The sequence below is a fragment of the Haloferax gibbonsii genome, from assembly GCF_001190965.1.
Lineage (GTDB): Archaea > Halobacteriota > Halobacteria > Halobacteriales > Haloferacaceae > Haloferax > Haloferax gibbonsii.
This window is the reverse complement of sequence record NZ_CP011947.1, coordinates 795,630-817,329: the sequence shown is the minus strand read 5'-3', so window position 1 is coordinate 817,329 and position 21,700 is coordinate 795,630. Positions and strand designations below refer to the sequence as shown.

The following is a 21,700-nucleotide window of genomic DNA, read 5'->3' as shown; positions in this document are numbered from 1 at the left end:
CATGGGTATGCTAAACTTACTCATTTACGTGTGCGTGGTTGTCTGCGATTAACTTTCATTAAGATAACGGTGGAGGTGAGTGTCTACTCGTAGGACCCGAGTTCACACTCGGCCGCCGGCCCGGCGTCGCACGCGTAGCCGAGGTCGTCGCGGCTGGTGATGTTGACGATGTTGAAGTACGTCCCCTCGCTCTGCTCGGAGGCGGGAAGCCCCTGGACGACCGGCACGTCTCGCTGCGCCTGGTGGTCGCAGCCGCGCATCGTCTCCGAGCCCATCCCGATGTTGTCGTACTCGTAGTCTTCGAGTTGCTTGATGACCTCCGGCGGGTAGAACGTGCCCGCGCGCTCGACGGCGGCCGCGTACTGGAGCGTCTGTGCGTACGCCAGTTGAGCGGGGCCCGACGGCGTCCGGTCGTACTCGTCTCGGAACGCCTGCGTGAACTCCTGCGACGGCGTGTTGTCTATCTGCGAGTCCCACGCGACGGTGCCGTAGATGCCCTCTATCGCACCGCCCGCCGCCTCCGCCATCGGGCGGTTGTACAGCGGAACGATGATCTCCATGTCCTCGTCGATGCCGGCGTCGATGGCCTGCTGCATGGAGTTCGCGCCGTCGAGGCCGTAGTGGTTCAAGATGAGCACGTCCGCACCGGAGCTCTGTGCCTCCGAGAGGTACGTCGAGTAGTCGGACGTCCCGAGCGGGGTCGCGACCGACTCGATCTGCTCCCACCCGGCGACGTCCGTCATGAACTGCTCCATCGACGCCTGCTGGGTCTGCCCCCAACTGTAGTCGGCGTAGAGCTGGTAGAACTGCAGGTCCTCGCCGTAGGCGTCGCGGACGACCGGGGCGAGCGCCTGCCCCGTCATGTAGGCGTTGAACATCTCGCGGAAGGAGTAGCGGACGCAGTCTTTTCCGGTGGTGTCGTTCGAGTGCGTCAGACAGCACATGAACATGACTTTCTCGTTTTGACACAGCCCCTGCACCGCGATGGCGACCGCCGAGGACGACCCGCCCGAAATCATGATGGCGTCGTCGCGCTGAATCATCCCCGAGGCGGACTGCCGCGCCTGGTCCGCGTCCGTGGCCGTGTCCCCGTCCACGTGGTCGATGGTGTAGCCGAGGACGCCGTCGCCGGAGAGGTCGTCGAACTGCGAGTCGACCCAGCCGCCGCCCTCGTTGAGGTGCTTCACCGCGAGCTGATAGGCCCGAAGCTCGTCTTCACCCTCCGAGGCGTACGGTCCCGACTGCGGGACGTTGAAGCCGAACGTGGCCGTGTCGCCCTCGATGGGGAAGTTGCCCAGCGCCGGATACTCGTCGTCTCCGCCGCCACCCCCTCCACCGCCGCTTCCATCGCTTCCGTCACCGCCGCCGGTGCACCCCGCCAGCCCTGCCAAGCCAGCGGTCCCAACAGCACCAGTCGCCTTCAGCACGTCTCGTCGATTTAGAGACTTGTTATCCCGTGCCATAGACACATCGGCGGATACATCGTTAATAATAGTTATGTATGGATTCCCTATTACTTGTATTAACAATAATGATAGTATCGGGTCGTCTACGGGATAGTATAAGGGAGCCACCGGCCGGAGGCACCGGGGGAGCGGGCGCTTCGTTACGTCCCACGCGTTGCAGACGTAAAATACGCGCCGGTGGTGGACTTGCTCGCCACGTTCCTCCCCCTTAGGCCGGTCGTCGAGGGCGGCGAACAGAGCCGACGAACTCGCTTCAGTGAGGGCACTGCGCCCGCGAGTCCGCAGCGTCGCCGACCGCGTGGGCGGGTCGACTATCGGTTCACAACTATCAGAATACTAGATATATATACGCGGATTCCACCGTTTCAACGTGATTCTCCCGGTTCGACAGCGACCGTTAAGCTCCCGCCCTTCGTGAATGTCCGATTTATAACTAACCCGGCAAAGCGCAAATAATGCATCAGCCACCCTCCGTGGCACTACTATGACAGACGACACGAACGACGGATTCAAACCGACAAGACGCTCCGTGCTCCGACTCGGCGCGATGTCGGCGCTCGGCATCGGTATCGGCATCCCCGCGGTTTCCGGCTCCGTGGCAGCGACCATGTGTCCCAAGACGCCCGGCTACTGGGCGAACCACGCGGAGTACAGCGACCCCGAAGACAACTGGGCGGTTCTCGGCGAGGGACCCAACTCGGAATACACCCTCCGCGGCGTCACCAAGACCCACGACGAGTGGCGCGAGTTCCTCGTCGCGCCCACGAAGGGCGATAAGGCGAATATCATGGCGAAACACTACCTCGCCATCATCCTCAACCTCCGGAACAGACCGGGTAACGACCCGGGATGCACGAGTGGCGGCGCGACTATCCAGTACGGCTACTACGCGGGCTACACCATCGAGGAAGTCAAGAACATGGCCGGCACGTGGCTCAGCAACTCTAGCTGGGGAAGCAACGGCAACGGAAAACAGACGAGCTGGTACGCCGGCGGCGTCGACGGCGAGAAGCTCAAAGACACCCTCGACGCGTTCAACAACAACCCGGGTTCCCTCGGCCTCGACTGCCCCTGCAACGACCGCTGAACCGCGCACGCCCTCCAAACGAGACCCCTCGGCCGCGGTTAAGACCCTGCTACCCGCAGAAACGCGGGCTTAACGCGGTCGTTCCTATCCTTCCCCGACCATCCGCCCCTCGTCTTCCCACTCCCGCTCGCGCAGTTCGTACTTCTGAATCTTCCCGGTCGCGGTCTTCGGGAGTTCGGCGACGAACTCGATTTCCTTCGGCACCTTGTACGTCGCGATGCGCTCCCGACAGAACTCGATGAGCGCCTCGGCGGTGACGCCCGGCGCGTCGGGGTCGCCGCTCGTCGGCACGACGAACGCCTTCGGCGACTCGCCCCACTCGTCGGACGGGACGGGGATGACCGCCACGTCGGCGACCTCGTCGTGGTCGAACAGCGTGTCCTCCAGTTCGATGCTGGAGATGTTCTCGCCGCCGGAGATGATGATGTCCTTCTTGCGGTCCTGGATGCTGATGAAGCCGTTCTCGTCGACGACCGCGAGGTCGCCCATGTGGTAGTAGCCCTCCAGCCGCGCCGAGAAGGCCTCCTCCGTCTCCTCGGGTTTGTTCCAGTACTTCTCCATCACCTGGTTGCCCGCGACGACGATTTCGCCGATGGACTGGTCGTCTCTCGGCACGTCGTTTCCGTCCTCGTCGACGACGCGAACGTCGGTGCCGAGGTAGCCGATGCCCTGTTTCTTCTTCACGCCGAAGCGGTCGTCGCCGTCCCCCAGGTAGCGTCCGGCCTCCGAGGTCGTGATGAGCGGGCCGGTCTCGGTGGCCCCGTAGACGTGCATGAGCCGCCAGCCGAACTCGTCTTCGACGGTCCGAATCGTCGCCTCCGGCGGGGCCGCGCCCGCGGTCGCCGCCCGGACGGGGCTCGCGCCGGTCGTCTCGACACCGCCTTCCTCGCGGTAGTGTTTCATCAGGATGTTCAGCACCGTCGGCGCGGCGCAGAGATACGACACGTCCTCGTCGCGGATGGCGTCCAACACGGTCTCGGCGTCGACCCCGCGGGTGCAGACGTGCTTCGCGCCGTGTCCGGTAATCGCGTAGATGTGCCCCCAGCCGTTGACGTGGAACATCGGGAGCGTCCAGAGGTAGACGTCGTCGTCGGCGATGTCCTGGTGCATCGAGACGAGGTAGGCGTGAATCGTCTCCGCGCGGTGGGTCCGACAGACGCCCTTCGGGTCGCCGGTCGTCCCCGAGGTGTAGTTGATGGTGACGATGTCGTCTTCGTCCATCTCCGGGCGCTCGTAGTCGGTCGACTCCGCGACCAACTCGTCGAAGTCGAGCCACTCGCCGTCGGTCGACTCGGCGGCCTTCTCGGGGTCGTTCGTGACGAAGATCTCCGTCGGAATCTCGTCGCGGACCTCGTCTATCTTCTCGGCGAAGGCGTAGTCGGCGTAGACGGCCGTCACGTCCGCGTCGTTCAGCATGTACTCGAAGTCGGCCGGGACGAGCCGGTAGTTCAGCGGCATGTGGACGGCTCCGAGCTGCATCGACCCGTAGGCGGCTTCGAGGTGGTAGTGGGTGTTCGGGTCGAGCACCGCGACCCGGTCTCCCTTCTCGACGCCGCGGGACTGGAGCGCCGCCGAGAAGCCGTCGGCGCGCTCGCCGAGTTCGTCGTAGGTAAAGCGCTCGCCGGTCGTCGCCACGACCGCCTCCTCGTCCCCGTAGTACCGCCGCGCGCGGTCGAGGAACTCCGTCACCAGGAGTGGTTTCTTCATACGCGCTATCCTTCACTAACGTTCAAAATAAATGTGCGGGCTGGTACCGCGGCGCGGATAATTGAGAACTATTCTCACACCGAGCCACAATATCCCACGACTCGCGCCGCGAGAGACTATATTACTACACAAACTATGCAGGAAAATACCTTATTCGAGGAGTCCGTAGCGCGCGTATGGCGCTTTCAGACTACACCGGGCGCTCGCCGACGGGCCGGGACGAGACCATCGTTCGCGTCGTCCCCCATCGGCTGTGGCGGCCGGGCGACGAGCGAATCGAACCCTGCACCTACAGCGGCGAGGAGATTCGGCTCTCCGAGAAACACCTCCTCGCCGTGGTCGAACGAGACGGCGTCCGGGAACGACTGTACTTCCGCGACGAGCCGTCGCTGTCGGCGTGGGTCGAAGAAAAGCCGCGATAGGACGGGGCCGACGGTGGTGAAGCCGGTGGTTACTCGCTTTCGACCTGCCGCTGAATCGACTCGACGATTTCGGGGTTCCGGAGCGTCGTCGTGTCGCCGAGTTCCTCGCCGTTCGCGATTTCCTCGAGGAGACGGCGCATAATCTTCCCGGACCGCGTCTTCGGCAGTTCCGGCGTGAACACGACCATCTCGGGGCGGGCGATGGGACCGATGGCGTCCTCGACGCCCTCGATGATGCGCTTTCGCATCTCGTCGTCTTCGTCCTGTCCCTCCTCGGTGATGACGTAGGCGTAGACCGCCTCGCCTTTCACCTCGTGATTGCCGCCGACGACGGCGGCCTCGGCGACGCCCTCGACGCCGACGATAGCCGACTCGATTTCCATCGTCCCGAGGCGGTGGCCCGAGACGTTGATGACGTCGTCCACGCGCCCGAGGATGGTGATGTAGTCGTCGCCGTCGATTTTCGCGCCGTCCTCGGGGAAGTAGACCCAGTCGTCGGGGTCGTCGCTGTCGGTGTCGGAGTACTCCTGCCAGTACTCCTGGATGAAGCGCTCGTCGTTCTTGTAGAGCGTCCGGAGCATCCCCGGCCACGGCTTGTTCACCGTGAGATAGCCCGCCCGACCGGCGTCGACCCGCTTTCCTTTCGTGTCGACGATTTGGGCGTCGATGCCCGGCAGCGGCGGGCCGGCCGACCCGGGTTTCATGTTCTTGATACCCGGGAGGGTCGTTATCATCATGCCGCCGGTCTCGGTCTGCCACCACGTGTCTACCACCGGGCAGTCCTCGTTGCCGATGTGCTTGTAGTACCACTTCCACGCCCGCGGATTGATGGGCTCACCCACGGTGCCGAGCAGGCGCAGACTCGACAGGTCGTGCTGTTCGGGGAACCTGCTGCCCCACTTCATGAACGCGCGAATCGCCGTCGGGGCCGTGTAGAAGATGTCGACGGCGTACTTCTCGATGATGTCCCACAGGCGGTCGCGGTCGGGGAAGTCGGGCGTCCCCTCGTACATGACCGTCGTCGTCCCGAGCGCCAGCGGCCCGTAGACGATGTAGGAGTGGCCCGTAATCCAGCCGATGTCGGCCGAACACCAGTACGTGTCTTCCTTCTCGATGTCGAGCACCGCGTGAGAGGTCCACGCGGCGTACGCGAGGTAGCCGCCGGTGGTGTGCTTGACGCCCTTCGGCTGTCCCGTCGTGCCCGAGGTGTACATCAGGAACAGCATGTCTTCGGCGTCGCGCTCGACGGGGTCGATTCGCTCGCCGGCGTGCTCGTCGAGGAGGTCGTCCCAGTCGTGCTGATTGCCCTTCAGGTCGTGGCCGAAGCCGTCGTCGCCGAGGCGGTCGACGACGACCGTCGCGTCGACGCCGTGGTCGACGCCGTCGAGGCCCTCGTTGGCCTTGTCGAGGTGGTCGAGCGGGTCGCCGCGGCGGTAGTAGCCGTCGCAGGTGACGAGGAACCGGGAGTCCGCGGAGTTCATCCGCGTCGCCAGCGCGTCGGCGGAGAAGCCGCCGAAGACGACCGAGTGCGGCGCGCCGATGCGGGCGCACGCGAGCATGGCGATGGGCAGTTCGGGAATCATCGGCATGTAGAGCGTGACCACGTCGTCCTCCTCGACGCCGAGGTCGCGCAGCGCCGCCGCGAACTCGTTCACCTCGCGATAGAGGTCCTGATAGGTGTACGTCCGCGTCTCGCCGTGTTCACCCTCCCACTTGATGGCGACGCGGTTCTTGTCCCCGTTCTCGACGTGCCGGTCGACGCAGTTGTACGAGACGTTGAGCTTGCCGCCCGTGAACCACTTGTAGAACGGCGGGTTCGAGTCGTCCAGCACCTCGTCGTACTCTTCGTCCCAGTCGAGCATCTCGGCGGCCCCCTCCCAACACTCGGGCCAGTTCTCCTCGAACTCGTCGTAGACGGCCGGGTCGGAGACGTTCGCTTGCGCGACGAACTCCTCGGAGGGTTCGAACTCCTCTTGCTCGACCAGCCGTGCCTCCAGTTCGGTGTCACCGTCTGCCATAGTACGTGCTAACTACACCAATCCTCCATGATAAATCTATGTAGTCCAGCAGTCCGAGCGGGGACTCTCGTCGCGGGCAGTCACCGGTCCGTCGGTCGGTTACGCGAGCCGGCGGCGCGCGTTCCAGTCAGCGAACGTTCATGTCATCCCCAACGTTTCGGGCGGGTTCGCCGCGCCGGCGACTCTCACATCACGCCGATGGTCTCGCGGTAGGTGCCGTACTCCTCGGCGAACACGTCCATGATTTCGCCCATCGTGACGTACTCCTTGGCGGCGTCGACGAGCACCGGCATGACGTTCCCGCCGTTTCGGACCGTCTCGCGGAGTTCGTCGAGGGCGGCTTCGACCGCCTCGTCGTCGCGGTCTTCCTTGACGGATTCGAGGCGCGAGAGCTGTCGGTCCTGCACCTCGTCTTCGACGTGCAGCAGGTCGGGACGGCTGTCGTCGTCGCTGGCGTACTTGTTGACGCCGACGACGACCTCCTCGCCGTCTTCGACCCGCGACTGGTACTCGTAGGACGCCTCGCTTATCTCGCGGTGGTAGTAGCCCTCGTCGATACCGGCGAGGACGCCGTCGCGGACCGAGCCGTCGCCCATCTCCCGAATCTCCTCGATGTAGGCCATCGCCTCGGCCTCGATCTCGTCGGTCAGCGTCTCCACGAAGAAGCTCCCGCCGAGGGGGTCGATGACGTCGGCCGCGCCCGACTCCTCGGCGATTATCTGCTGGGTCCGCAGGGCGACGGTGACGGCCTCCTCCGAGGGGAGCGCCAACGCCTCGTCGAAGCTGTTCGTGTGGAGCGACTGCGTGCCGCCGAGGACGCCCGCGAGCGCCTGAATCGTGACGCGGACGATGTTGTTGAGCGGCTGTTGGGCCGTCAGCGACTGCCCCGCCGTCTGGGTGTGGAACTTCAACTGCTTCGAGCGCTCGTCTTCGGCGTCGTACCACTCCGACATCACGTCGTGGTAGATGCGGCGGGCGGCGCGGAACTTCGCCACCTCCTCGAAGATGGAGTTGTGGGAGTTGAAGAAAAACGACAGCTGGGGGGCGAACTCGTCCACGTCGAGGCCGCGGTCCACCGCGTCTTCGACGTAGGCGAAGCCGTCGGCGAGCGTGAACGCGAGTTCCTGAATCGCCGTCGACCCGGCCTCGCGGATGTGGTAGCCCGACACCGAGATGGGTCGGATGCGCGGGGTCTCCTCAGCGGCGAACTCGACGGTGTCGGTGACGAGTTTGAGCGACGGTTCCGGTGGGATGACCCACTCCTTCTGCGCGATGAACTCCTTGAGCATGTCGTTCTGGAAGGTGCCGCCTATCTGCTCGCGGGGGACGCCGCGGTTGTCCGCGAGCGCGACGTACATGGCGAAGACGACCGGCGCGGAGGGGTTGATGGTAAAGGAGGTCGTCACCTCGCCGATGTCGATGCCGTCGAACAGCACCTCCATGTCGCGGAGGGTGTCGACGGCGACGCCCTCCTTTCCGACCTCGCCGTCGGAAAGCGGGTCGTCGGAGTCCTTGCCCATGAGCGAGGGCATGTCGAACGCCGTCGAGAGCCCGGTCTGACCGTTCTCGATGAGGTAGTGGAAGCGCTCGTTGGTCTCTTTCGCCGTGCCGAAGCCGGCGAACTGCCGCATGGTCCACGTCCGCCCGCGGAACATCGTCGGGTACACCCCGCGCGTGTACGGGGACTCGCCGGGGAAGCCGAGGTCCGATTCGTAGTCGAGGTCGGCCACGTCGTCGGGCGTGTAGAGGTCGTCTACCTCGTGGTTCGAGACGGTGGCGAACCGGTCTTTGCGCTCGCCGCCCTTCTCCACGAAGGGGTCGCGGGTCTCCGATTCCCACTCGTCGCGCGCCTCGCGGATGGACGCCAAATCTTCCTCGTCGTACATGCTCGTGAATCCGTATGGACGATGATTAAGGATTCGGGTCGAAGTCGACCCCTCGGTCGGTTCGCTCCCCGACCGCGAGCTTCGACGGACAGACCATCGCGCATATCACCCCCCGAAGACCTAGCCACCGGCATGTACGACCGCGCGACAGGCAGGGGGCACCTCGACGCGGCGGCTCACCCCGCCGGGGTCCCCGCATTCGACGGGGTCGGGCGCTGACCGATGGCGCTCGTCACGCCCGAGACGACCCGCTGGGTCGCCGCCGCGACGGCGCTCGTCTTCGTCCTCGCGAGCGTCTCCTTCGTCGTCCCCGCTTCCGGGTCGGTCGCGCCGGTCCCTTTCGACGACACCGTCAAGACCGGCGGCACGTCGGTCGACGTTCGCACGGCCGAAGTCGAGGGCTTCGAAGTCCCGCTCGCGCAGGTCCACTTCTCGCGGTACCGCTTCATCATCGGCTACTACGACGTGACCACGGCCGCCGCGGACGTGTCCACGACCGAGAGCGCCCGCCAGTTCGGCGACCCGCTCGCGGTGTTCGTCACCGACTACGCGACGGTCTCGCCCGACCTCGACGACGACGGCTACCTCCGAACCGAACACGGCCGCGCCCCCGGCTGGACGAAGGCGTCCGAGGCGTCGTTCGTCGTGGACTCCGGCGCGCGAGTCCCCTCCGGGCCGATTGCCGTCCCGTTTTCCGACGCCGACGCGGCCCGCTCGTTCGCGGACGCCCATGGCGGCACAATCGTCGATTGGGCGACGCTCCGCGACCGCGCCGGCGACCCGCTTTCGTCACGGCTCGACGCCTTCGAGTCGTCGGTCGCCGCCCACCACGAGTGGGCGAACCAGACCACCGTTGCGAGTGATTCGCTGTTCGACAGGCCCGTCTCGACCGTCGTCGGCGAGGACGCGCCGACCGTCGAAGCCGCCGTCGCGTCGGCCCCCGCGAACACGACCGTCTACGTCCCCGCGGGCACCTACTCGGTCGACGCGGTCGAACTGAACCGCTCGGTGACGCTCCTCGGGGCCGGACCCGAAACGCGACTCGTCGGCGACGGAAACGGCAGCGTCGTCCACCTCCGCGCCGACAGGAGCGCGGTCGGGAACCTCTCTATCGCCGGGGTCGGCGAGACCGGGACCCGCCGGGTCCGCGCCAGCAACGAGTCCGTCGACTGGGACACCCGCGTCGAACTCGCCTACGGCCGTGGCGACGCCGGGGTCGTCCTCGACGGCGCGAACCAGTCGGCCGTCCGCGGGCTCGAAATCGACACGCCCGCGAGCGGTATCATCGCCCGCGAGAGCGCCGACAGCGTCGTCGACGATGTGACCGTCCGCGGGGCCGACGAGCCCTCCGAGGGCTTCATGGGCGTCGTCCTCATCGGCGAGCGGTCGATCGTACAGGACTCGACGTTCCTCGACGGCCGCGACGGCGTCTACACCCACCGCGCCGACGGGAGCGTCGTCCGCGACAACCGCATGGAAGACGGCCGCTACGGCGTCCACCAGATGTACACCTCGGACGCGCTCGTCGCCGACAACGTCGTCCGCGGGGACCGCATCGGCGTCGTCCTCATGACCCGGCCCGTCGGCAACCTCGTGGTCGGAAACGACGTGCGCGAGTCGGACTTCGGGTTCATGCCCGCCGGGAGCGACACCTACGTCGCGGACAACGTCTTCGCTGACAACGACTACGGCATGGACGTGAGCGGCGACCGGCAGGTGTACGTCGGAAACGTCGTCGCCGGAAACGGGGTCGGTATCCGCGGGAGTTCGACGTTCCCGACGAACGTCGTCGTTCGAAACGACATCGTGGACAACGACGTGCGCGTCGAGTCGTCGCTCGGCCCGATGCGGACGTGGACCGCCGGCGGCGAGGGCAACTACTGGGGCGACCTCCCGCTCGAAGACGCCGACGGCGACGGGGTCTACGACCGAGCGTACCAACCCTCCGGGGCGGTCGACGCCGAACTCGGCCGGGAACCCGGCGCGCTCGCGCTCTCGGAGTCGCCCGCGGTGCGCGCGCTCCGCCGCGCCCGCGACGCGGTGTCCGGCCTCCGCGGGTCCGGCGTCGTCGACGCCGCGCCGCGGGCCGAACCGGTCCGCCCCGAGACGCTCGCCGCCCTGAACGCGACGGAGGAGACCGATGGCTGACCGCGAATCGGCGGAGCCAGCGACTGACGAACCCACCACGATGTCGAACCCCGAATCCACGACGACGGCCGAGACGGATTCCGACGAATCGACGGGCGAGAGCGCCGCCGCCGCGGCCGCCGACCGACCGGCTATCGCCGCGACCGACCTCAGCCACGCCTTCGGCGACGTGCGCGTCCTCGACGGCGTCTCGCTGTCGGTCGCCCCCGGCGAAATCGTCGCGCTCGTCGGCCCCAACGGCTCGGGGAAGTCCACGCTCCTGCGGTTTCTCGCGCGGGTCCGCGCGCCCGACGAGGGAACGGTCACCATCGGAGCCAGTGACGGGCGCGCCCGCGTGGGCTACCTCCCGCAACAGCCCGGCTTCCGCGCCGGCTTCTCCGCGACCGACACGCTCGAATTCTACGCGCAGTTCGTGGACGACCACGTGGACGTGGCCGACGTGTTGGAGCGAGTCGGCCTCGCGGACGCCGCCGACCGCCGGGTCGACGCGCTCTCCGGCGGGATGACGCGCCTGCTCGGCCTCGGGCGGGCGCTCGTCGGCGACCCGGCCGTGGTCGTCCTCGACGAACCGGCCAGCGGCCTCGACCCCGGCATGGTCGAACGGCTGTTCGACATCGTCTCCGACCTCGCCGACGCGGGCGTCGCGGTCGTCCTCTCGTCGCACAACCTCGGCCCCGTCGAGCGGACCGCCGACCGCGTGGTCGTCCTCGACGGCGGGCGATTCGTCGCCGACGGCGACCCGCGAGCAGTGGTCGAATCGGTCGGCGCGGCCGACCTCCAGACCGCCTTCGGCGACCTCGTGGCGACCGAGGAGGTGACGGGGAGATGAGCGCCGGCGGCCGCGACGGCCTCGGCGACCTGTTCGCCATCGCGGCGCGCGAGCTTCGGACGGTCGTCAGGACCCCCGCGGTCGTCGCGCTCTCGGCCGTCTTCGCGCTGACCGTCGTCGCGGTCGCGGCCGCGGGCTCCGGCGCGCGCGGCGGGTACGTCCCGCTGGTGCTGGATTTGGTCCCGTTCGTGGAGGCGCTCGTCCCGCTTCTCGCCGTCGCGCTCTGCTACCGGGCGGTGCTCTCGGACCGCGAGTCGGGCGAACTCGACGTGCTCAGGACGTTCGACGTGTCTCGTCCGGCCTACGTCGGCGGCGTCTACCTCGGCCGCGGGCTCGCGCTCGTGTTCGTCGTCTTCGGGTCGCTGCTCGCCGCGGGCGCGACCGTCCCCGTCCTCTCGCCGCCGGACCCGACGTTCCTCGCGCTGAACGAGGCCGCCGACTCGCCGGTCGCGTTCCTCCGGTTTTCGGTCCTCGCCGTCCTGTTCGCCCTCGCGGTCGCGGCCGTCGCGCTCGCCGTCTCGGCCGCCGCGCGGACCGCCCGGCAGGCAATCGCGCTCGCCGTCGGCCTGCTCGTCGCCTTCGTCGTCGGCGTCGACGCCGCCGCTGTCGCCGGACTGGCCTCGGGGCACCTCGGCGTCGACGCGGTCCCGCTCGCACTCGCGGCGAGCCCGAACGGCGCGTTTCGGTCGCTCGTCCTCGGCGTCGCCGTCGAGACCGGCGGTTCGACCTCGCCGGGCGCGGCGCTCGCGGGGCTCGTCGGGTGGGTCGCCGTCGCGCTCGCGGTCGCGGTGCTGACGGCGTGGCGACCGGTAGAATAGTGCTGGGCAGTGCTGGACAGCGCTGGGCGTGCGGGCAGGCGGTCGAAGCGCCTACCCGAAGTTCTCGACTTTCGCCGCGTCGGCGTCGCCGCCGGCCGCTTCGACCGCGTCGGTCGCGCGCTCGACGAAGTCGGCGAAGCCGTAGACGAACACCTGCTCGCCCTCGTCGCCGGTGAGCGCGTCGGAGACGGCGTCGGCGAGGGCGGACTCGTCGCCGGTGACGACGACGCTCGCGCCGTCGTCCCGGAGCGCGGAGAGCCGGTCTTCGTGCGCGGGCGCGTCGTCGAGATAGACCACGGCGGCCTCGTTGCCGTCGGCGACCGCGGCCTCGGCGATGCCGACCGCGGGGCCGACGCCGGGGCCGCCCGCGAGGACGACCACGCGCGACTCGCCGTCGTAGTAGCTCTGACCGAACGGCCCGGAAATCTCGATGTCGTCGCCGGCGGCGAGCGAGTCGAGGTGCTGGCTGAACGGCCCGGCCTCCTCGGGGTCGATGCCGACGGTCACCTCGAACGTGTCGCCGACGCCGGGCGACGAGAGCGTGTAGAACCGCGCGTACGACTCGCCGTCGACCTCGGCGGAGAGCTTGACGAACTGGCCCGGTTCGGCCTCGAAGCCGTCGGGCGTCTCGAACTCGATGGCGACCGTTCCGGGGCCGACGTCGCGGACCGCGGCGACGGTGACGATTGCGTCCATGCGAGCGGCTTGGTCGCAGGCTCACAAGGGCCTTGCCTTCCCGGACGCGTGCGCCGGAGAGCAGGACAAACCGTCCCGGCCGTGCACATAGTGTGAACCGGAAAGAATTGCCACGAGAGGGCAAAACACACCTTGATTGGATGTTCGTCCAGTTATTTCCCACATAGGCGGGTCCTTATTTCACATAACCATCTCAATTAGCGCCTCTAAAACTTGTTCGTTAAATTTCTATATGTTGCCGGTACCGTCGTTTAACACCAATTTTCAGAAGGCTTTTGACCCGGCTATGGGTAGATTTCACTCAGCATGCCTGCGGACTTCAACTGGGCCATCGGCGGCGAGGCTGGCGATGGCATCGACTCCACGGGGAAGATTTTCGCTCAGGCGCTATCCCGGGCTGGACGCCACGTGTTCACCTCTAAGGACTTCGCTTCGCGAATCCGGGGCGGATACACCGCGTACAAGGTTCGGACTGCCATCGACCCCGTACAGAGCGTCGTCGACCGACTCGACGTGCTCATCGCACTCACACAACGAACAATCGACGAGAACCTCGACGAACTGCACGAGGGCTCCGTCATCATCTACGACGGCGACCGCTCGACGATGGCGGACGTCGAAATCCCCGAGGGAATGGTCGGGCTGGACATCCCCCTCAAGGCGCTCGCCGAGGAGGCGGGCGGCGCTATCATGCGCAACGTCGTCGCGCTCGGCGCGGCGTGCGCCGTCGCAGACTTCCCCATCGAGAACCTCGACAGCGCGCTGCAGAAGCGCTTCGGCGGGAAGGGCGAGGCCATCGTCGAGAACAACAAGAAGGCGGCTCGCGCGGGCCTCGAATACGTCCACGACGAGTACGACCACGAGTTCGACTACGACCTCGAGACGACCGACGAGGACTACGTGCTCATCAACGGCGACCAGGCCATCGGCATGGGCGCCATCGCCGCCGGTTGCCGCTTCTACGCCGGCTACCCCATCACGCCCGCGACGGACGTGATGGAGTATCTCACCGGCCGCATCGAACGCTACGGCGGTCACGTCGTACAGGCGGAAGACGAACTCGCGGCCATCAACCTCGCGCTCGGTGCGGCACGCGCCGGCGCGCGGTCGATGACCGCGACGTCCGGTCCGGGTATCGACCTGATGACCGAGACGTTCGGTCTCGTCGCCACCTCGGAGACGCCGCTCGTCATCGTCGACGTGATGCGCTCCGGTCCCTCGACGGGGATGCCGACCAAGCAGGAACAGGGCGACCTCAACATGATGCTCTACGGCGGCCACGGCGAGATTCCGCGCTTCGTCGTCGCGCCGACGAGCATCGACGAGTGCTTCTGGAAGACCGTCGAAGCGTTCAACTTCGCCGAGAAGTACCAGGTTCCGGTCTACGTCGCGGCCGACCTCGCGATGGCGGTCACGGAACAGACGTTCTCCCCCGAGGCGTTCGACATGGACGAAGTCGAAATCGACCGCGGCAAGGTCGTCGACGACGACTCCATCGACGAGTGGCTCGACGAGGAAGGTCGCTTCCAGCCGCACGCGCTCACTGACGACGGCGTCAGCCCGCGCGCGTTCCCCGGCACGGAACAGGGCGCACACATGTCGACCGGTCTCGAACACGATGAACTCGGTCGGCGGACCGAAGACCGGTCGATGCGCGTCGAGCAGGTCGACAAGCGCGACCGGAAGGTCGAGACCGCAAAGGAGACCGAGGACTTCTCGCCGCGCGAGTTCGGTGACGCCGATTCGGACACGCTCATCCTCTCGTGGGGCTCCAACGAGGGCGCGCTCGTCGAGGCGCTCGACTTCCTCGAAGAGGACGGCATCGACGTTCGCTTCCTGTCGGTCCCGTACATGTTCCCGCGGCCGGACCTCACCGAGGAAATCGAGGCGGCAGACGAGGTCATCGTCGTCGAGTGTAACGCGACGGGGCAGTTCGCCAACGTCGTCGAGCACGACACATTGACCCGTGTCAAGCGCATTAACAAATACGACGGCGTCCGCTTCAAGGCGGACGAACTCGCAGACGAAATCAAAGCCACCCTCGACGCAGAGGAGGTCTCAGCATGAGCTCAAACGTCCGCTTCACCGACTTCAAGTCAGACAAACAACCGACCTGGTGTCCCGGCTGTGGGGACTTCGGGACGATGAACGGCATCATGAAAGCCCTCGCCAACTCCGGCACCGACCCCGACAACACGTTCATGGTCGCCGGTATCGGCTGTTCCGGGAAAATCGGGACGTACATGCACTCGTACGCCATCCACGGCGTCCACGGGCGCTCGCTCCCGGTCGCCGCCGGCGTCAAGCTGGCGAACCCCGACCTGACCGTCGTCGCCGCCGGCGGCGACGGTGACGGCTACTCCATCGGTGCGGGTCACTTCATCCACGCCGTCCGCCGCAACGTGGACATGGCCTACACCGTCATGGACAACCGCATCTACGGCCTCACGAAGGGGCAGGCCTCGCCGACCTCGCGCGAGGACTTCGAGACCTCGACGACCCCCGAGGGACCGAAGCAGCCCCCGGTCAACCCGCTCGCGCTGTCGCTCGCGGCCGGCGGCACGTTCATCGCGCAGTCGTTCGCGACGGACCACAAGCGCCACGCGGAAATCGTCCAGGAGGCCATCGAGCACGACGGCTTCGGCTTCGTGAACGTGTTCAGTCCCTGTGTCACGTTCAACGACGTGGACACCTACGACTACTTCCGCGACAACCTCGTGGACCTCGCGGACACCGACCACGACCCGACCGACTACGACGCGGCCAAAGAGAAGATTCTCGACTCGTCGAAGGAGTACGAGGGCGTCATCTACAAGGACGAAAGCTCCGTCTCCTACGAGGAGAAGTTCGGCGTCGACCAGAACATGTCGGACATCCCGTCGGGCGCGCCCGACGACGCGATGGACCTCGTCCGCGAGTTCTACTAACGCCGAACTCGCGGCCGACGCCGCGCCGCCCGCTCATCGAACTTCGACCGTTCTTTCGACCGTCCCCGGATGCTCGACAGCGCCCGCGAGCGCCGCGACCGCCTCGGTCTCGTCCACGTCCGCCCCGTGGACCGCGAGGACGACCACCACGTCGCCGTCGTGTTCGACCGTCGCGAGGTGGAGTCTCACTTCGGCCGTCCCGCCCTCGTAGGCGACCGTCTCGCCGTCGACTGCGGTCTCGCCGGCTTCAACTTCGACCGTGCCAGCGTAGGTGACGAGTTCCGTCTCCGACCCGAGCATCGTGACGTTTCGCGCACCGACCTCGCGGACGCCGTTGACCTCGGGGACGTTTCCGAGCGCCTGCGCGTCGGCCAGCAAGTCGAGACCGGCCGCGACGAGCTCGCGGTTGCCGAGGTTCGAAAGCGGGTTGACCGACTGGCCGGCGACCTCGGCGTTCGGCGACGAGACGACCACGAGCGCCGTGATATCGTCGTCGTCGGTCGTCTTCGAGTATCCGGACACCCAGACGTCCGCGCCGACGGAGCGGGAGGCGGGACCGACGCCGACGTCGTACGAAAGCGGGACGACGGTGCTGTTGCCGTGGACGTAACCGTGTGCCTCGTAGGTCGACGCGGGAATCGTCGCGGGCTGGGCCGCGAACGTGGTCGAGCCGCCGAGTCCACCGAGGCATCCCGCGAGCGCGACGACGAGCGCGAGCGCGAGGGCTGTGCGTAGTTGAGGCATGCCACCTAGAGGCGCTCTGAGAGTATGACAGTCTCGCCGCCGCGGAGAAAACCGGCCGGGCGAATCGAGGCGAACGGGTCGAACTGGGACCGTCGCCGGGACGCCCGCCAACCCGCTCGTTACTCTACCGACTCGACGTGGAGTCGGTAGCGCGTCCCGCAATCGAGACACCGGGCGTCGTCGGATTCGATGAGTTCCGTCACCAACACCTCGCCGAACTCGCAGTTCGGACACTCGTAGACGAGCGAGTCACCCGCGATGCGGTGTGCGAACGCGTTCGTGTTCTCTTCTGTCAAGGGTTCTGATGCGGACGACATTCCTGACCACCGTTCAGATATGCTACCACATGTCACATAAACTATCCGCCGCGGGACGTCGAAGGGTGTGAGACGCCGTGTGACACACTCTCGGGCCGTGAAAGCCGGAAATTCGCCCGCCCTTTCGGAACGTCTTTTCAACTCGCGGCCCACGGTTCGCCCATGACGGAGAACGCCGCTTCAGCGGACGACGCACCGCGGGCGAACGGGATGCCGATGCTCGGGCTCGGGACGTGGCAGAACACGAACGCCGACGAGTGTCGCAACGCGGTGCAGACGGCGCTGGAGATGGGCTACCGCCACATCGACACCGCCCAAGCGTACGAGAACGAAGCGGAGGTCGGCGAGGGCATCGCCGCCGCCGACGTCGACCGCGACGAGGTGTTCCTCGCGACGAAGGTGTGGGCCGACAAGCTGTCCCACGACGACGTCATCGAGAGCACCGAAGAGAGCCTCGAAAAGCTCGGCGTGGACTACGTCGACCTCCTGTACGTCCACTGGCCGTCCCGCGAGTACGACGCCGAAGAGACCCTCGCGGCGTTCGACGAACTCGTCGAACGCGGGCTGACAAAGCGCGTCGGCATCTCCAACTTCGAGCCCGAGCAGGTCCGCGAGGCCGTCGAACTGTCCGAGTCGGGCGCCTTCGCCAACCAGATCGAGATGCACCCGCTCCTCCAGCAGGAAGAGCTCCGCGAGGTCTGCGCCGAGGAGGACATCGAAATCGTCGCGTACTCGCCGCTCGCCCGCGGGAACGTCTTCGACGTCGACGTGCTGTCCGACATCGCCGAGAAGCACGACGCGAGCGAGGCGCAGGTGTCCTTGGCGTGGCTCCGCGAGAAGGGGGTCACCGCGATTCCGAAGGCGACGAGCGAGGGCCACATCCGCGACAACTGGGAGTCGCTCGCGCTCGACCTCGACGACGAAGACGTGGCCGCCATCGACGCCATCGAGACCGAAGAGCGCTGCATCGACCCCGACTTCGCGCCCTGGTAAGCGACTGAACCCGCGTTTTTCCGGTTCGCCTCTCGATTCGCCGTCGGAAGCCGCAACGGATTTGTCGAACGAGTCCCGACAGAATCGCATGGAATTCGACCTCCCCAAGACAGTCGCGTTGCTCGTCGCGCTCGTCGTCGTCGGAACCGCGGCCCTCGTCGGGATGGGCGTCATGGCCACGAGTACCGTACTGATGATGGTGACGCCCGCGATGCTCGTCTTCGGGGCTGTCTGTCTCGCCATCGGCGTCAAGCACGGCGAGTACCGAGCGGCGAACTAACGGCGCGGAGCGAAGCGACAAAGCGGCGCGGAAGACCTCAGCTCTCGTTTTCTCGCGGCGTGTCGACCACGTCTTCGAGCGTCTCGTCCGAGACGCTCGCCGAGATGCGGACGCCCACGACGCTCACGACGATGCCGGCGACGATGAACATCGCCAGCCGCTGGACCGGCGTGAGCGCGAGCCGCCCGAGCAGTTCGAGGTTCGGCAACTCCCCCTGTCGTTCGAGGAGGAAACCGGCGAACCCGCGGACGACCAGCCCGATGGCGACGACGCCGAACGGGAGGTTCATATACGATGTGGAGACGCGCTCGCTCCCGATGAGCTCGTCCAAGAGACGGCCCGCGCTCGCGGTCAGCGCGGCGAGCGCCAGCCACGGGACGCTGTGGTAGACGAACAGGAGCGACGGGACGAGCACCTCCTCGCTCCCGCCGACGCCCGGCGTCCGGATGGCGAGCGCGCCGAGGAACAGCCCGACGATGGCCAGCCCCGCGGCGACCGCGTAGGTGACGACCGACACCTGTCCGGAGTAGAGGGCGTCGCGAATCTGGTCGGGCGCGTCCGAGAGGAACTCGTCGATAGCGAGCCCCTTGTAGAGGAGCACCGCGCCCATCAGGGCGGCGAGCCCGGCCATCGCGACGGCGGGCGTGAACTGGACGAGAAGCAGCGGGACGAGGAGCAGCCCGACCCCGAGCGGGACGAGTATCGTCGAGCGAAGCTCCTCGTCGCCGAGGAACTGCTTGAGCAGGTAGTACGTCGACTCGATGTCGTGGGCCTGTCGGACCACCACGCGGTCGACCGCGTCGACCCGGAACCGGCTCTCGACGACGGGGACGAGCCGCTCGTCCTCCGCGCTGTCGATGACGACGACCGCGGACTCGACGTCGTACCGCTCGGCGAGGTCGTCGAGCTGTCGCGCGACGGCGCGGTCGGCTCCGACGGGGCTGTCGCTCGTTCCCGAGATGACCGCGATTTCGGCGTCCTCGCGCTCGTCCCTGAGTTCGCGCGTCGTCCGAAGCGCCGCGAGAAGGCAGTTGACGCTCGAATCCTCGGGGTCCGCGAGGCCCACGTCGGTGACGAGCGACCGAACCGCTTCCCAGCCGACGACGGGCGTCGAGAGCCCGGTCTTGCGGCCGATGTCGTTCGCCCGGTCGACACAGAGGACGAGCGTTGTCACGTCGAAGACGAACGCGGGCGCGGGCTAAAAAGCCTCCCAGTCGTCAGAACCGAAACGAAAAGCCGTCGTCCGGTTCGACCGACGAGGCGACCCCCGCGCCGAAGGCGTACGCCGCGCCCTCGACGCCGCCGCGGAGCCGGTCGGTGAGGCCGACCTCGGGGGTGAACTCCCTGACCGAGACCTCGTCGCGGCCGAGGAGTTCGGCGAGGCGCGCTTCGACGTCGTCGCGGGTGCCCAGCGAGTCGACCAGTCCGAGTTCGTGCGCCTCCTCGCCGAGGTAGACGCGGGCCTCCGTGTCGCGGACGACCTGCGGGTCCATGTCCCGGCCCTCGGCCACCCGTTCGACGAAGTCGTCGTAGTAGTCGTCGATGAGCCCCTGGAGGTACTCGCGTTCGTCCTCGGTCGGCTCTTTGAGGGCCATCCCCGCGTCCTTGTACTTCCCCGCGGCGAACCGCTCGTAGGAGAGGCCGACCTTGTCGGCCAGTTCCGAGGCGTTGACCGACGAGCCGATGACGCCGATGGAGCCGACGACGCTCACGTCGTGGGACCACAGCTCGTCGCAGCCGCTGGCGATCCAGTAGCCGCCCGAGGCGCAGGTGTCCGTGGCGTACGCGACCGTCGGCCCATCGAAGTCGGCGGCCGCTCGGCGGATGTCGTCGCTCGGCAGCACCTCGCCGCCGGGCGTGTTCAGTTTGACGAGGAGCGCGTCGACGTTCTCGTCGTCGGCCGCGGCGTCGATCTGTTCGACGATGTCGTCGGCGGGCGTCCCGCCGCCGCGACCCGGAACGGGACCACCGCCGCCGTCGCGGGAAATTGGCCCTTCGACGGCGACCTCGGCCACGTCGTAGTCGGGGAAGGCCGCGGCGGCGAGCCTACCGCCGACGCGGAGCGCGGCGACGACGGTTCCGATGACCAAGAGGAGCCCCGCGAGGTCCGCGAGCGTGTCGGGGACGCGGTAGAACAGGACCCAGCCGACCGCCGCCGCGACGACGGCGAGGACGACCACGATAGCCAACCGGTAGATGCGCGTGAAGCTGTCGGTCACGGTGAATCACTCATGGCTGTCGCTGGGGCTTCGAACGGGATAAAAATGATACGTCGCAAGCGCGACGAAGAGAGAGAAAGTGACCGGGGTTTAGAGCAGACCGGACTTCTGAAGCTTCATCAGGTCCTCGGTCTCGAGGGTCTCGCCTTCCTTGAACTTCTGGTAGATCTCCTCGGCCTCGGCCTTGGCGGCTTCGCGCTCCTCGGCGCGGGAGTCCTTGCGCTGGCGCTCTTCCTTCTTGTCCAGCTCGCGGAGGCGCTTCTGGACGCGGACGAAGTCCTCGTGGTGACGGTCGGCCGCTTCCTGGGCTTCGACGAAGAGCTCGTGCATCTCGTCGGCCTTGTCGCGGATGTCGTCGGCCTCGCGGTAGGCCTCGATCATCTGGTTGTGGTGTTCCTGGGCGTCGTCGGCCAGCTCGGTCACCTTCTGGTGGTGCTGGGACGCCTCGGAGCGGACCTCTTCTGCCTCTTCGATGAGTTCTTCGAGGTCACCGCTCTCTTCGACCTTGTCCTTTTTTTGGCGAAGTTCTTCGCGCTTGTTCTCGATCTTCTCGATGAGCTCGCGCTCGTCTTCTGTCGAGAGGACTTCGGTCTGCTGGCGGAACTCGAGTTGCTCGATCTCCTCTTTGAGCTCGTCGATGTCCTTGCCGTCATCGAGCTCGAGGTCGCTTTTCATCTCGTCGACCTCGTCGAAGAGCTCGTTGGCCTTCGCGTTGAGCTCGTTGCGGCTCTGCTTGTGTTCCTGCACCTGCGAGTTCATTTCGTCGCGCTTCTCGCGGTGCTTCTGGGCTTCGTCGACCTTCTCGCGAGTCATCGCGTTGAGGTCGTCGCGCTTGGATGCGCGCTCAGAAGCCATCTGGTTTAGTTCATTGCGGCGGTCACGGAGTTGACCGGCGAGTTTGATGAGTTCGCCTTTCGAGCCGCTCTCGAGCTTTTCGTCTGGGAGATCGATGTTTCGTGCCTCGTCGAGTTCCTGCACGTCGAACTCGCTAAGTACTTCCTGCTTCGTTACCATGCGTAATCAATCCTCGATACCATCACCACTCCGTGCGTGGCGGCTGCTCGTGGGAGTGCGACCGACCGTGGATAAGAATTCCCGATCATTCTGCGTGCGATGCCGCCGGAACGCCGGAGGCGCTCAGGT

19 protein-coding genes are annotated in these 21,700 nt (G+C 66.6%); 9 read left to right on the top strand and 10 right to left on the bottom strand.

Going from position 1 to position 21,700, the window contains the following annotated elements; all coding sequences use genetic code 11:
* Positions 1–83 precede the first annotated feature (83 nt).
* Positions 84–1,391, bottom strand: coding sequence for a substrate-binding protein (locus tag ABY42_RS04310; RefSeq protein ID WP_197092924.1), 1,308 nt, complete (start codon positions 1,389–1,391; stop codon positions 84–86).
* A 559-nt stretch (positions 1,392–1,950) separates the two neighbouring features.
* Here ABY42_RS04310 and ABY42_RS04305 point away from each other — a divergent pair.
* Positions 1,951–2,553 (top strand): hypothetical protein, encoded by a 603-nt coding sequence (locus tag ABY42_RS04305; RefSeq protein ID WP_004972529.1) that lies wholly within the window; start codon positions 1,951–1,953, stop codon positions 2,551–2,553.
* Between the two features lie 84 nt (positions 2,554–2,637).
* Here ABY42_RS04305 and ABY42_RS04300 read toward each other — a convergent pair whose 3' ends face one another.
* A complete protein-coding gene (locus tag ABY42_RS04300) occupies positions 2,638–4,260 on the bottom strand; it encodes a long-chain-fatty-acid--CoA ligase (protein ID WP_050458805.1) in 1,623 nt (540 codons plus the stop codon).
* Between the two features lie 176 nt (positions 4,261–4,436).
* Here ABY42_RS04300 and ABY42_RS04295 point away from each other — a divergent pair, with 176 nt between their 5' ends.
* Positions 4,437–4,682 (top strand): hypothetical protein, encoded by a 246-nt coding sequence (locus ABY42_RS04295; RefSeq protein WP_004972531.1) that lies wholly within the window; start codon positions 4,437–4,439, stop codon positions 4,680–4,682.
* A gap of 29 nt (positions 4,683–4,711) precedes the next feature.
* On the opposite strand, the gene acs is transcribed toward ABY42_RS04295, so the two are convergent.
* Together acs and ABY42_RS04285 are read right to left on the bottom strand one after the other, a co-directional pair.
* On the bottom strand, positions 4,712–6,700 hold the full coding sequence (gene acs, locus ABY42_RS04290) for an acetate--CoA ligase (protein ID WP_050458804.1): 1,989 nt from the start codon (positions 6,698–6,700) through the stop codon (positions 4,712–4,714).
* A 185-nt stretch (positions 6,701–6,885) separates the two neighbouring features.
* On the bottom strand, positions 6,886–8,586 hold the full coding sequence (locus ABY42_RS04285) for an acyl-CoA mutase large subunit family protein (protein ID WP_050458803.1): 1,701 nt from the start codon (positions 8,584–8,586) through the stop codon (positions 6,886–6,888).
* 222 nt (positions 8,587–8,808) lie between these two features.
* On the opposite strand from ABY42_RS04285, the gene ABY42_RS04280 reads away from it, so the two are divergent.
* The 3 genes from ABY42_RS04280 to ABY42_RS04270 are packed head-to-tail and all read left to right on the top strand — an operon-like array spanning position 8,809 to position 12,381.
* Positions 8,809–10,734 carry a NosD domain-containing protein gene (locus ABY42_RS04280; protein WP_050458802.1) on the top strand — a complete coding sequence of 642 codons (1,926 nt, stop codon included), beginning with the start codon at positions 8,809–8,811 and terminating at the stop codon, positions 10,732–10,734.
* On the top strand, positions 10,727–11,563 hold the full coding sequence (locus ABY42_RS04275) for an ABC transporter ATP-binding protein (protein WP_050458801.1): 837 nt from the start codon (positions 10,727–10,729) through the stop codon (positions 11,561–11,563). Before ABY42_RS04280 ends, ABY42_RS04275 begins: the two co-directional genes overlap by 8 nt.
* Positions 11,560–12,381: an ABC transporter permease gene (locus ABY42_RS04270; protein WP_050458800.1), complete on the top strand. Its 822-nt coding sequence runs from the start codon at positions 11,560–11,562 to the stop codon at positions 12,379–12,381. Before ABY42_RS04275 ends, ABY42_RS04270 begins: the two co-directional genes overlap by 4 nt.
* A 51-nt stretch (positions 12,382–12,432) precedes the next feature.
* Here ABY42_RS04270 and ABY42_RS04265 read toward each other — a convergent pair whose 3' ends face one another.
* Positions 12,433–13,077, bottom strand: a complete 645-nt coding sequence (locus ABY42_RS04265; RefSeq protein WP_050458799.1) for an FAD-dependent oxidoreductase — start codon at positions 13,075–13,077, stop codon at positions 12,433–12,435.
* 306 nt (positions 13,078–13,383) lie between these two features.
* Between ABY42_RS04265 and ABY42_RS04260 the strand changes: the two genes are divergently transcribed.
* Both ABY42_RS04260 and ABY42_RS04255 read left to right on the top strand, forming a co-directional pair.
* Positions 13,384–15,144 (top strand): 2-oxoacid:acceptor oxidoreductase subunit alpha, encoded by a 1,761-nt coding sequence (locus tag ABY42_RS04260; RefSeq protein ID WP_004972538.1) that lies wholly within the window; start codon positions 13,384–13,386, stop codon positions 15,142–15,144.
* Positions 15,141–16,004 carry a 2-oxoacid:ferredoxin oxidoreductase subunit beta gene (locus ABY42_RS04255; RefSeq protein ID WP_004972539.1) on the top strand — a complete coding sequence of 288 codons (864 nt, stop codon included), beginning with the start codon at positions 15,141–15,143 and terminating at the stop codon, positions 16,002–16,004. Before ABY42_RS04260 ends, ABY42_RS04255 begins: the two co-directional genes overlap by 4 nt.
* A gap of 33 nt (positions 16,005–16,037) precedes the next feature.
* Here ABY42_RS04255 and ABY42_RS04250 read toward each other — a convergent pair whose 3' ends face one another.
* Together ABY42_RS04250 and ABY42_RS04245 are read right to left on the bottom strand one after the other, a co-directional pair.
* Positions 16,038–16,748 (bottom strand): DUF6517 family protein, encoded by a 711-nt coding sequence (locus tag ABY42_RS04250; RefSeq protein WP_050458798.1) that lies wholly within the window; start codon positions 16,746–16,748, stop codon positions 16,038–16,040.
* A 119-nt stretch (positions 16,749–16,867) separates the two neighbouring features.
* Positions 16,868–17,065 (bottom strand): hypothetical protein, encoded by a 198-nt coding sequence (locus ABY42_RS04245; RefSeq protein ID WP_049904942.1) that lies wholly within the window; start codon positions 17,063–17,065, stop codon positions 16,868–16,870.
* A 210-nt stretch (positions 17,066–17,275) separates the two neighbouring features.
* Between ABY42_RS04245 and ABY42_RS04240 the strand changes: the two genes are divergently transcribed.
* The gene (locus tag ABY42_RS04240; protein WP_004972542.1) at positions 17,276–18,058 is read left to right on the top strand and encodes an aldo/keto reductase; all 783 of its coding nucleotides are present in this window, start codon (positions 17,276–17,278) and stop codon (positions 18,056–18,058) included.
* 88 nt (positions 18,059–18,146) lie between these two features.
* Positions 18,147–18,338: a DUF7333 family protein gene (locus ABY42_RS04235; protein ID WP_004972543.1), complete on the top strand. Its 192-nt coding sequence runs from the start codon at positions 18,147–18,149 to the stop codon at positions 18,336–18,338.
* 37 nt (positions 18,339–18,375) lie between these two features.
* Here the strand turns inward: ABY42_RS04235 and ABY42_RS04230 are convergent, their stop codons facing one another.
* The 3 genes from ABY42_RS04230 to ABY42_RS04220 all read right to left on the bottom strand — a co-directional run bounded on the left by ABY42_RS04230 (position 18,376) and on the right by ABY42_RS04220 (position 21,571).
* Complete coding sequence (locus ABY42_RS04230) at positions 18,376–19,512, bottom strand: DUF373 family protein (RefSeq protein WP_004972544.1); 1,137 nt, start codon at positions 19,510–19,512, stop codon at positions 18,376–18,378.
* A gap of 43 nt (positions 19,513–19,555) precedes the next feature.
* Entirely contained in the window at positions 19,556–20,557 is a 1,002-nt protein-coding gene (gene sppA, locus ABY42_RS04225; protein ID WP_050458797.1) for a signal peptide peptidase SppA, read from the bottom strand.
* Between the two features lie 90 nt (positions 20,558–20,647).
* Entirely contained in the window at positions 20,648–21,571 is a 924-nt protein-coding gene (locus tag ABY42_RS04220; RefSeq protein ID WP_004972546.1) for a coiled-coil protein, read from the bottom strand.
* Positions 21,572–21,700: the final 129 nt, after the last annotated feature.